Genomic DNA, 11,998 nt, shown 5'->3' with positions numbered 1-11,998 from the left:
AGAAGCAAATCATGGGATTTAAAAGCAATAATAAAAATACTTACCGACCAAAACCTCCCAAAGGGCCTATTCGTCTAGCTTTTGGAATAATTAATAATAATAAAGAAGAAATTAAGCCGCCAGTTCCAATGCAACCTCAATTTGAGTCACAGGAAATTCAGGGAACTTTAACTCTAAAAAAAGTTAACATAAACTTAGCACCAAGTCTGTCGGCTAAACTGTTAAATCGTATTGCTAATAACCTGTCTAAAATTTATGAAGAAGGTAGATACCTCAATACAAATACAATTGTAGACTTTGATAATGGAAATTTAAAAATCATTTTTAATTATAATCAAACCACCATAGATAGAATTAAAGGTCTTGATCGTAATGAAAGACAATGGGACCCAGAAAACCGAGCCTGGAGAGTATTTATTGGTGTTTTTGATGATTTATTTGATATTTTAGGAAAAGGTTTTAAAATAACAGACGAAGCCTTTTCAGAAATTTCAAATTTTATTAAAACAAAATACTACGCAAATATTGCTCCAAATAAACTCGGTAAACTCATTATCCGAGAAAGTTGGTTTGAAGAGTTTGACCTAAATTCAGATATTCAAATGAATATTGGTAGTGAAGCTATGATAAATTCTTTGGCTAGTCCAAACAATGCCTCTCCAGATCAAATAAAAATAATTAAAGAGGTAAAAAAGCAAATTGCAAGTTTTCCATTTCAAAGAAAACCTTATTCTCATCAACTTTCTGGTATTGAATTTTTATTACAAAATCCAGCATGCGCACTTTTAGACGAAATGGGATGCGGTAAAAGCTTTCAAATTGCATCCTCGGTTGCCATACTTTTACAGAATAAAGCAATTGATAAATGCTTAGTTGTGGCTCCAAAGTCCTTGGTTAGAACTTGGGTAGAAGAGTTAACAATTGCAACTAAAATTCCTTTTACAGTCATTGAAGGATCGCCAGCACAACGCGCAAAACTACTTAAAAGTAACGATTCAATTTTTATAATACACTACGAAGGTATAAGGCTAGAAAAAGAAACTCTTTCAGAGTGGATACAACATGGCAATGGAATGATTGTTTTTGATGAGAGTCAACGAATAAAAAATCTGACAGCACAAACAACTATCAGCGCAAAGTATATAAGAAATAACGCTAAACGTTGTGTTATTGCAACGGGTACTCCTATTGCCAATCGTCCAATCGATCTTTTTGCCCAATATTATGTAATGGACAATGGAAAAACTTTTGGTACAAACTTTACAGCTTTTAAAAACACCTTTTGTTACATTGAAATAATTGAAATACCTCAAGGAAGAAAAAAAATTAAGGTAGAAAAATTTCTTGGAGTTAGAAATGGAGAAGAGCTTAGAAAAAGAATACAAGCAACAAGCCTTCGCCGTTTAAAAAATGAGGTTCTCAATCTTCCACCAATTATTAACAAAGATTATTCAATAGAATTAAAAGCAGAACAAAAATCAATTTACATGAAAATGAGAGATTCTGTTAGAAGTGAAATTGAAAACATGAGTCCTGAAGAATATTCAATGAAGGCTAATAATATTGTTGTAAGACTCTTACGCTTATCACAAATTGCTTCTAATCCTAAACTTATTGATCCTAATTATAGCGGTCCAAATGCAAAACTAATAGAATTAGAAGAATTATTATCAGATATTTTTTCTGATGATACTAAAAAAGTTATTTTGTGGAGCCATTTTGTAGGCAATGTTAATTATCTTAGTGAATTATACTTTGAACAATGGGGAGCAGTTGCCCACACAGGCGAAATGTCTGTAGAAGAACGTTCAAAAAGTGTACACGAATTTCAAAACAATCCTAAATGTCGTTTATTTATTGCCACCCCTCAGTCTGCTAAAGAAGGTTTAACTTTGTTACCTAAAGATGGTAAAATGAAAGCTGATACAATGATTTATATGGATTTGAATTTTGATGGCGGTAGTTATCTTCAATCTCAAGCTCGTTTTCACCGTATTGGTCAAAGTTCGGATAAATGTTTAGTTATTCACTTAATTGCAACTGATACCGTAGATGAATATATTAAAAAATCATTAATTGACAAAATAAAAACAGCTAGCCAAATACTAGATAATGCATCCGAAGAGCAACTCATAAAACTTAGCGGTGAGAAAACAAGTCTTTCTAAAGAAGAAATCTTAAGTATTTTATAATTAATTAAAACTAGAAAGTATATTTTTAAGCTTGACTCCAACTGCATCAATTTTTATTCTGTAGCTGGAGCTTCTTTTTTTATCATAACAATGCTAAAAATTAACCAATTTTATTAAACAATTACTAACAAAATATTTTAATATTTTATTTGACAAAAAATTAAAAGAAAATTTTCCCGCTAAAAATCACTGATAACAAGGTAAATTAGTTTTTTTGATACAAAATTTAATGCTTGCACTTCAGGAACATCAGTCAAAAAACTGTTTATAGTAAGCACAAAAATCCTCAACGCGAGTCTTTTAATACTTCATAATAAAACATGATTTATATTTTGTGGTGATTTGAATAAATTCACAGAGGATATTTTGTATAAAATTATAAAAAAATTACAAAAAAGAACTGTTTTTATTATAATAATAATACAATATAATACAGCTTTGGCTGGTTCCATAATTATACCACCCCTACCAATTGCATTAAACAGCAGACCACTAGGCATGGGCAATGCCTTTGTCGGGGTTGCCGACGATGAAAACGCAATATTTAGTAATCCCGCTGGAATTGGTTTTATAGACTCAAGAAATAAAACAAAAGACTTCGTAAAAAGCGCTTCTTTTCCAGGATTTAGTATAGCCTCAAATTCTTACACATATAATTTAATCAACCACTACTTTAATCCATTTACACATCCAAAAAATATAATTGATCTGTCTGTGCAAAATATCAATAAATCAGATATTATTTTTTCAAGGTTTAGTTTTTTCCCAAATATTGTATTTGATTTTGCAGAGTTTGGAATCTTAGTCGACTCTCATTTAAGTGGGTATACAAGCAAACTAAACAGCCCTCAAACAAGCGCCTTTTCCGCTACAACATATGATAGAGAATTTTCTATTGTCAGGCGAGATCAATTTGGATTAATTGGTGGCTTTAGCTTGCCAATTTTTGAGCACTTTATTATTGGCTTTGGAGCAAGATATTTACAAAGAAAAACTATTATTAACATTATAGAAGCAGACAAAAATAGCACTATTAATGAATCATATCAAAATATTGAAGATAATGCTAACTACACTAAAGGAACTGCCTTTGATGTAGGAATTATTGTCCCATTTCAACATTTTTTAAGAAGTAAAATTGGTGTTTCTTTACTAGATATTGGTGATACCACATACAAGTCAGCTAAAAGTTTATCAAAAGATGAAATTGAAAAAATGAATATCAAAGCGGGATTAAGTATAAATCCGAGCATATCAAAAAATATTGGCGCAACTGTATCAATCGAACAAGAAAGGATTAATGATTCAAGGCTTAACTTCCGAGATAAAATAAGAGCAGGATGCGAACTTAGTTTTGGATCATTTAACGGATCCAATGCTCCCTTCTCTATGCGTATTGGTTATGGAATGCAGAGTGTTAGTGCAGGAGTATCTGTAAATCTCTTTTTCGCTGACATTGATTTTTCGACTTATGGAGAACAAGTCTCTACAGCTGATGGTTTTGTAACAGATCGAAGATATGTGGCAAAAATATCTGTAAGCTTAGTAGAATGAGTAGAAAGGTAATCAGGAGGTTACGGCGTGGATGTTCAATTAAAAGACGGCATGTATTATGTGTCTGGTGACATCACAGAAACGTGTAACTTGAGCGAATTTGGTCTTCCTTCTGGGCAAGTTAAGTTTGATTTAGGAAATGTAAGAACAATAAACAGTTGCGGTGTTCGCGAATGGATTCTTTGGATATCTAAACTTAAAATAAATCCAATTTATTATAATTGCCCTCAGTCAGTTGTAATGCAGTTTAATATGGTTAAAGAAATTTTAGCGAATAATGTTAAAGTAGAAAGCTTTCAAATACCTGCATATTGCGAAACCTGCGCAGAACAAAAAATATTTGTCTTAAGATCTGGAAAAGAATTTACTCCCGGCAAAAAATTAGATTACGAGCTTCCTAAATGTGAAAAAGAAGGATGCAGCATTGAGTCAGATGTTGATTTTGAATCATACTTTTACTTTATCGAGAACTTAAAATAATCAAGGGTTTAATAATGTTAGATTCTACAAACTTAAATCTAGATGCTGTACTCGATGTAGATAATGAAAATTACAAAAACGAGTTGGTTGCGTTATTTAAAAGCTCAGCAATTAATCCAATTGTTGCTTCTCAGGAAAAAAGTATCGAAGAATTAAAAAAACTAGCCTCAAGTGGTTGTTTACAGGCTTTGTATATTTCAGATAAAATTGAGGAACAAAAATTAAAAGATCAAGATCTAATACCTTCTATCAAAATTGAAAATTTATTATTAGTAGATGATAAAACTAAAGATAAAATCATTGATAGTGAGGGGCTCATGCTTTTTGGGCATGTTTTGTCTTGTAATCAAGAGCATGTACCACATTTACAACTCATGAGCACAATCAGAAAAATCCGAGAAAAAAAATATTTTGGTGTAAATAAATGCGTGTCTTATGGAGCCTACGTTCATAGATATGTCCTATCACATTCTGACCAAAGACAATGGTTTAGAGATGCTTTATTTGAGTTTATAAAAGGCTTATCTTCTGTTCTCGGTCGCCCCACAGACGCCTATGCTCAATACGGCGTAGAAGTCCAAGAAGAGTTGCTTATGAACGCAATTTGGGATGCCAATCCTAAGCTTCATGATGTTGATAGACGGGTCCCAATATCACTTTTACCGCAAGAAACTGTTCAAGTAGAATGGAGCTTTGATGGAACATACCTTGCTATCGGGGTTAGAGATTCTTTTGGAACGTTTAAAAAGCCAACTGTTTATAAGTATTTAAAGTTTCTTTTTGCTAGTGATAAAAAAGCAATGATCAAATTACAGCACGAAGCAGTAGGGGCTGGCCTTGGTCTTTTTATGGTTATGGAAAGATTAAGTTCACTGATTATTACAGTCATGCCACATAAAACGACAGAAGTGATAGCAATTCTAAACCTAACCACAAGTCCTAAGAATTTTAGTAAAAAACAGCGGTCATTTCAGTTCTTTAGCATTTAAATTTTTTTTTAATTTTTTATAATAAAATAAAGTTGCACTTAACGTAATTCTAATATAAACAGCCCTTATGCGGACGTGGTGAAATTGGTAGACACACTGGTCTTAGAAGCCAGAGCCCTTGGGCGTGGGAGTTCGAGTCTCTTCGTCCGCACCATTTTTTATTGAAACATTGTATTCGTAAAAAATTTTACTTCTCGTTATTTTGCACTTTAAAAGCTAATTTTTTAAGCATTACGGAGTTAACAAGCAAAATAAATGAATATTCAAACTCAAATTGAAAAAAAACTGACTACAAAATTCAATCCAATTTTTTTAAACGTGTTAAATGAGAGCCACCTTCATCATAGCTCAAAAAATAGTGAGTCACATTTTCGTATAGAGATCATATCGAAATATTTTGATAATTTATCTCTCTTAGCAAGACATCGAGCAATTAATGAAACTATCACAGAAGAATTAATGCTTATAAAAGCGTGTTCAATGCAAGTTATGACAGAAGAAGAATGGCTGAAAAAAAATAAAAATTTAGAAAAATCTGCCTTTTGCACTAATAAACATGAATAAAAATTTAAACTTTTATTCAAAACGAATTGGCGCAATTTCAAAATGCTCAATGTGAAAATCAACGTATGATTTGACAACAATTTTTTTTGAATACTTTAATTTTAGTTCATCCAAAAAAATTTTATCTTCTTCTAGTAGTCTATCTGATACCTGAGGGTTAGCTTTAACGACAAACCCTTCATTATTTGAACGGTTAAACTCTCTCAATAACTCTCTAATCACTTCATAAGAAATAGTTGAAGGACTTTTAACATGACCATTACCTTCGCAATAAGGGCAGCCTATAGTCATTTTTTGCATTAAACTTTCTTCAGTTCTTTTACGGGTCATTTGCACTAAACCCATTTCAGAAATTCTCAAAACAGTTGTTTTAGCTTTGTCTTTTTTAAGTTCTTCTACAAGTGCAAGAAATACTTTATCTCTATCTTCTGTCCTATCCATATCGATAAAATCAAGAATAATGATTCCACCAATGTTCCTAAGTCTAAGTTGCTGCACGATTTCTTTAACTGCTTCTAAATTCGTTTTAACTATTGTATCGCCTAAAGATTTATTTCCAACAAATCTACCGGTATTGACATCAATAGCTGTTAAAGCTTCCGTTTGTTCTATTATTAAATATCCACCAGATTTTAACCAAACCTTTGAACCTAATGCTCTAGAAACTTCTTGTTCTATTCCAAAGGCATCAAAAATCTGAGTTTCTCCTTGATATAATTGAACTTGAGCACCTAGTTTCACGCTAAATCTATTTAAAAACCTAACTAAATCTTCGTATCGTTTTTTATCATCAATCACTATTCTATCTAAATCTCTAGAAATGAAATCTCGGGTCGCTCTAAAAACAGAGATCAAGATCCTCATGTACCAAACAAGGAGATTTTGATTTTAAACTTTTAATCCGAAGTGTTTCCCAAAGTTTTGCTAAAAAATCGATATCCGCAATAATTTTATCTTCTGGAACGTTTTCACTTGCAGTTCTTACTATTATTCCTGCACCATCAGGCTTTATTTTTTGGACAATACTCCTAAGACGTACACGCTCTTCTTCACATTGAATTCTACGACTCACACCAATGTGGTTTATGCTTGGCATCAATACAACATAACGTCCAGGTAGGCTTAAATACGTTGTAACACGAGCTCCTTTTGTACTAATCGCATCTTTAGCCACCTGCACTAAAATTTCTTGACCTTCTTTAACAAGATCAGAAATTTTGTAATTCTTATGATAAGACTTTGAATTTACATTGTCTAAATTGTCATCATCTTCTGATTGAGAGGAATGAATTGATTTTCCATCATCATCAAACTCTTCAGGTAGTTCTTGAAGACCTTCGGGTTTAATGTCTCCACCATATAAAAAGGCAGCTCTTTCTAGACCTATATCTACAAAACAACTTTGCATACCAGGCAAAACACGTATTACTTTACCTTTATAAATTCCCCCAACTATTCCCCTATCTCGACTTCTTTCAATATAATACTCTGAAACTTGCCCTCCTTCGATAAGAGCAACGCGAGTCTCATACGAAGTACTATTAATGACTAACTGCTTAGCGACCATAACTCATATTCTTTTTTTTAAAAGGTTCAAAAATCCAAACACAAGTGGAGTTACCTAGTTGCTACTTTTCTTACCCTTTAAAAAGGTGTTCAAGATAATTTCACTTGTATCAGGAATGTTTTTAAACAGCTTAACCGCTCTGTCTCTTGCTAAGCTCAGACGTTTCACTGGATGCATGGCATCAACTTCTTCCCCTTCCAAACTAACCCACTGAACTAAAAATTGAAACAAGTCATTGCTGTTTTGAAAAGAAATTGCCGCACCATGCTCTATAAGCTCACTAGCCTCATAAGATTTTAAAAAATTGTTACCAATTAATACAGGGATTCCATGAGCAGCTGGTTCGAGAACATTATGAATTTGACCATCAAAGCCCCCTCCAACTATAGCAATATCTCCTAACTCATACAATTCAGCTAAATAACCAATTTTATCAAAAATTATAATTTCGTAATTTTCTAAAAATTCAAAATTAAAATTTTGGATTTTATTTAATAGATCTAAATTATTATAATTTTTAAATCCTATAATATTATCTTGAATATTATAATTTACATTTATATCTATAGATTTTCTTTCACAATAATCTTTTAATTTTAAGATAATTTTTGAAAAAAACTCTACTTTAAGTCCTGCTTGTAAAAAATCATGCAACAACTTATTACAAATTTTGTGATCTGTTTCGTGTGGAACATAAATCATAAAAATTTTATCTTTAATTCCTTCACATTGAAGAGCAATATTATTTTCAATTTGATGAGGAGAACCAAAAACCAAGCATTTTTTATTCAAAATCAACTTATTATACAAACAATAATAGTAAAATAAATTAAAAAATTTATCGTTTTTTAATTTTGAAGAATTATTTGCTCTTTCTAAAGCCCTAGACCACTTAGCATCTCCTGCTAAAAAAACATTTTTAGTTGTAGAAAATTTCATAAAATATTGGGCATCATGATTGTTTACAGCAAATATATTTGTAATATTTTTATAGTAATTTTTATTAATATATTCACTTAAAAAAGCAAAAAAACCAACCCTGCTTTTATTTAAAGTAGCAGAAATCAAATTAATCTCAACTTTATTATCTAAACAAGAATTAAACAAAGAAGGCCATAAATCATAACGAACAAAAAATATTTTTTTAATATTTAATGAATTTAAAGCCAAATTAAAATATTTTTTGTTATCTAAAGGAAGTCCGGAATACCCAATTTTATAAGGGAAATTATTTAAAAAAGGTTCTGCACTAGGAGAGTAATATGTTAAGAAATAGCGAACACCTAAATTTTCGCTAAGTTTTCTGGCTACAGGAATTGCTTGCTCCATTTCTCCAGCACTCGAAACATGAAACCAAAAAACATCATATTCAATTTGGTTTTTAACATCATTATCAATTATTTTTTTTGCTTCAATTATACTACTAAAAAATAATTTTGGATTTCTAAGTTCAACAAATCTTTTTGCTTTTTTACTTCTTATAAAAAACAAAAAAAATTTCAATATATAATAAATTATTAATTGAAATTTTTCATATACAAATATCACAATACAACTCCAAACCTATCTTTGTTCTAAAGGAACATATGGTATATCTTTAAAACCAACATACTCAGATTCTGGATAGTATATTTTATTGCTTTGCCTCAATTCCAAAATATGTGCACACCAACCAACTATTCTTGCTGCAGCAAAAATTGCAGAATATAAAACAGGCTGTATTCCTAATTTTTTATATACTGCTCCACTCCATAAATCTACATTTGCATATATTGGTAACATTTTTTCTTCAAAATATTTTCTAGCAACTTGTTCTATTTCTAATAAAATATTAAAGTCATTTTCTTTTTCATCTTTACTTGTTAACTGAGAAAGTAAATCTTTAAAGATTATAGCACGAGGATCCATTGTTTTATAAATTCTATGCCCCATACCTACAACTTTTCCACCAGAATTTAGTAAATTATAAATATAATTTTTCACATTACCACTGTTTTTAGCATTTTTAATCAATTCAATCACCAAAGCGCTAGTTCCTCCATGTAAATTTCCTGTTAAAGCTCCAACCGCTGCACTTGTTGCAGAATAAAAATTTGTTTGTGTAGAAGCTACCGAACGAGCTATAAAAGTAGAAGGAGTAAAACCATGATCCATTTGTATTATTAAAGCTATTTCCATACAACGACTTTGGTTTTTTGTTGGAATTTTACCAAAAAGCATATAAATAAAATTTTCAACAAACGACAAATCAGATCGTGGCTCCAGTAATGGAACTCCTAAATAATGCCTATATGCGGCTGATAAAACTACTGGTGTTTGCGCAATAATTCTCATCACTTTTTCAATAAAGTTTTCTTCTTCTAAATAATTTTCATTTCTATCAATACTTGCTAAAGCAGCAAGAGCTGTTTGTAAAATTAATAAAGGCTTCGAATGCTGGGGGAATTCTTTTATAATTCTAATAATTTTTTCTTGAGAACTGGACATGTTTCTAAGACCCCAACTAAAAGCATCTAATTTGATTTTATCTGGAAGTTTTCCTACCAATAAAAGCCAAGCTGTTTCTTCAAAAGAAGCGTGGGCAGCTAGCTCTGCAATATTAATTCCCCTATAAAACAAACGACCATTATCACCATCTACCCAGCTTATACCAGTAGTATCTACAATAATATCTTGCATATTTTGCTTTATATCTTCTGGTTTTTTAGATGTGTCAAAATGATTCATTTTAAACTACCTCAGTTCTTTTGACCAAAAGGCTCAATTTTGCTACCAACTTAAACAATGCTTAGAGTTCGTAATGAACTTTACTCAATGAGTCATACAAGCACTTTAAGAAGGCGAAAACAACATGGATATTCTTCAACTTGAGAAACCATTACTAGAACTATACAATAGAATTTCAGAACTTAGGCTAGTGGTACAACAAACCTCAATTTTTCCTTTTAAAATAGAATATACTAAAGAATTAAACGAAGAAATTTCCATTCTTGAAAATAAATTTGAAATACTAGCAAAAGAGATCTTCTCTAACTTAACTCCATACCAAATCACTCAGCTTTCAAGACATCCAAATAGACCATATACGTTAGACATTATTAATCAAATATGCTCTGAGTTTATTGAATTACATGGTGATCGTAGTTTTGCAGATGACAAAGCCATTGTAACTGGACTTGCGATATTTAGAAATAAAAAAATAATAATAATTGGTCATCAAAAAGGTCGTGGCACTAAAGAAAATATGAAAAGAAACTTTGGAATGCCAAAACCTGAAGGTTACAGAAAAGCATTACGTATAATGCAATTAGCAGAGAGATTTAAACTCCCAATTGTTACTTTTATAGATACTCCTGGCGCCTACCCCGGTATGGATGCTGAAGAACGCGGCCAAAGTGAAGCTATCGCTAAAAATATCATGGAGATGAGTGCTCTTTCGGTTCCAATCATCTCTGTCGTTATTGGAGAAGGAGGGAGTGGCGGCGCTTTAGCAATTGGAGTCGCCAACAAAACGTATATGATGGAATATTCTACTTACAGTGTAATTTCTCCTGAAGGATGTGCTTCAATTCTCTGGAAAGACGGAACACAAGCAGATAAAGCTGCAAATATTCTTGGTCTTACTGCAGAAACAGCACTAAAAAATGGGATTATTGATGGCATCATTAAAGAACCTCTTGGTGGTGCTCATTGGAAAAGCAAGCAAGCTATTCAATCTATTGCCGACGTTATTGAAAGTGGTTTAAATAGTTTGTGTAATATGAGTTATAATGATCTCAAAAATGAACGAATGAAAAAATACTTTAAAATTGGCGCATTTCAAAACATGGCACCAATATCTCATTATAATTCTAAAACACCAATTAACACCGAGTGGAATGAATCATGGGAGAGTGTTGAAGCTGCTTTAAATCTCCAATAAAGGAATACTATGACAAACTTTGAAAGCCACCCATCCAATAAACTAAAAGTAATAACAATAGATGGCCCAGCAGGCTCTGGTAAGAGCACAGTAGCCAAGATAGTTGCAGCAAAATTAGGTTGGATTTACGTTACAACTGGCGCAATATATAGAACTCTTGCTCTTCTTGTTCACGAAGCAAATTTAACAGAAAAAGATTTTGAAAATATTGAAAGATTTATATCTTTCATCAACGAAAGATATCGTCAAGAATCTTCGAATGGTCGGGTTTTTATTGGAGAACGGGAAGTGACTGATGAAATTAAAACTCCTGTGGTTTCTCAATTAGCAAGCATACTTGCTCAAGAAGATTTTATTAGAAAAAGATTACTACCAATTCAAAGAAAAATTGTACTTAATAACCATGGAGCCGTTGTTGATGGAAGAGATATGGGGACAATTGTATTTCCTGATGCTCCTTTAAAAATATTTTTAACCGCATCAATATCAGAAAGAGCTGAAAGGAGGTACAAAGAATTATATCAAAATGGCCACTCTTCAAACTTAAAAGAATTGGTAAAAGAAATTCAAGAAAGAGATACGAGAGATGAAAACAGATCAATCGCTCCTTTAAAGCCAGCAACTGATGCGATTTCCTTAGATTCAACAAAATCAACTCAAGAAGAAATTGCTAAAAGAATTTTACAATTTGCAGTGCAAAAAGATTTAATAATTTCTATTTGAAATATAA

At 31.7% G+C, this 11,998-nt stretch carries 9 protein-coding genes, 1 tRNA gene and 1 pseudogene; 8 read left to right on the top strand and 3 right to left on the bottom strand.

Going from position 1 to position 11,998, the window contains the following annotated elements; translation table 11 throughout:
- Positions 1 to 11: 11 nt before the first annotated feature.
- The 6 genes from Spiro2_RS00115 (at position 12) to Spiro2_RS00090 (ending at position 5,779) form a co-directional block, all read left to right on the top strand.
- The gene (locus Spiro2_RS00115; protein ID WP_338636264.1) at positions 12 to 2,192 is read left to right on the top strand and encodes a DEAD/DEAH box helicase; all 2,181 of its coding nucleotides are present in this window, start codon (positions 12 to 14) and stop codon (positions 2,190 to 2,192) included.
- A 366-nt stretch (positions 2,193 to 2,558) separates the two neighbouring features.
- The gene (locus Spiro2_RS00110) at positions 2,559 to 3,746 is read left to right on the top strand and encodes a hypothetical protein (protein WP_338636263.1); all 1,188 of its coding nucleotides are present in this window, start codon (positions 2,559 to 2,561) and stop codon (positions 3,744 to 3,746) included.
- Positions 3,747 to 3,773: 27 nt separating this feature from the next.
- Positions 3,774 to 4,226, top strand: coding sequence for a hypothetical protein (locus Spiro2_RS00105; protein WP_338636262.1), 453 nt, complete (start codon positions 3,774 to 3,776; stop codon positions 4,224 to 4,226).
- A 14-nt stretch (positions 4,227 to 4,240) separates the two neighbouring features.
- Complete coding sequence (locus Spiro2_RS00100; RefSeq protein ID WP_338636261.1) at positions 4,241 to 5,215, top strand: hypothetical protein; 975 nt, start codon at positions 4,241 to 4,243, stop codon at positions 5,213 to 5,215.
- Between the two features lie 69 nt (positions 5,216 to 5,284).
- A tRNA-Leu gene (locus tag Spiro2_RS00095) sits at positions 5,285 to 5,369 on the top strand.
- Between the two features lie 101 nt (positions 5,370 to 5,470).
- Positions 5,471 to 5,779, top strand: a complete 309-nt coding sequence (locus Spiro2_RS00090) for a BolA family protein (RefSeq protein WP_338636260.1) — start codon at positions 5,471 to 5,473, stop codon at positions 5,777 to 5,779.
- A gap of 12 nt (positions 5,780 to 5,791) precedes the next feature.
- On the opposite strand, the pseudogene Spiro2_RS12705 reads toward Spiro2_RS00090, so the two are convergent.
- From Spiro2_RS12705 to Spiro2_RS00070, 3 genes and pseudogenes are all read right to left on the bottom strand, one after another.
- A pseudogene (locus Spiro2_RS12705) lies at positions 5,792 to 7,346 on the bottom strand (Rne/Rng family ribonuclease).
- Between the two features lie 54 nt (positions 7,347 to 7,400).
- Positions 7,401 to 8,894, bottom strand: coding sequence for a 3-deoxy-D-manno-octulosonic acid transferase (locus Spiro2_RS00075; RefSeq protein WP_338636257.1), 1,494 nt, complete (start codon positions 8,892 to 8,894; stop codon positions 7,401 to 7,403).
- A 15-nt stretch (positions 8,895 to 8,909) separates the two neighbouring features.
- Complete coding sequence (locus tag Spiro2_RS00070) at positions 8,910 to 10,073, bottom strand: citrate/2-methylcitrate synthase (protein WP_338636256.1); 1,164 nt, start codon at positions 10,071 to 10,073, stop codon at positions 8,910 to 8,912.
- Between the two features lie 124 nt (positions 10,074 to 10,197).
- Here Spiro2_RS00070 and Spiro2_RS00065 point away from each other — a divergent pair, with 124 nt between their 5' ends.
- Both Spiro2_RS00065 and cmk read left to right on the top strand, forming a co-directional pair.
- On the top strand, positions 10,198 to 11,268 hold the full coding sequence (locus Spiro2_RS00065; RefSeq protein WP_338636255.1) for an acetyl-CoA carboxylase carboxyltransferase subunit alpha: 1,071 nt from the start codon (positions 10,198 to 10,200) through the stop codon (positions 11,266 to 11,268).
- Between the two features lie 9 nt (positions 11,269 to 11,277).
- The gene (gene cmk / locus Spiro2_RS00060) at positions 11,278 to 11,991 is read left to right on the top strand and encodes a (d)CMP kinase (RefSeq protein WP_338636254.1); all 714 of its coding nucleotides are present in this window, start codon (positions 11,278 to 11,280) and stop codon (positions 11,989 to 11,991) included.
- Positions 11,992 to 11,998: the final 7 nt, after the last annotated feature.

Source organism: Spirobacillus cienkowskii, from assembly GCF_037081835.1.
Classification (GTDB): Bacteria; Bdellovibrionota_B; Oligoflexia; order Silvanigrellales; family Silvanigrellaceae; genus Silvanigrella; species Silvanigrella cienkowskii.
Note: the sequence above shows the minus strand (reverse complement) of the source record. Positions and strands in the feature narration are given on the sequence as shown.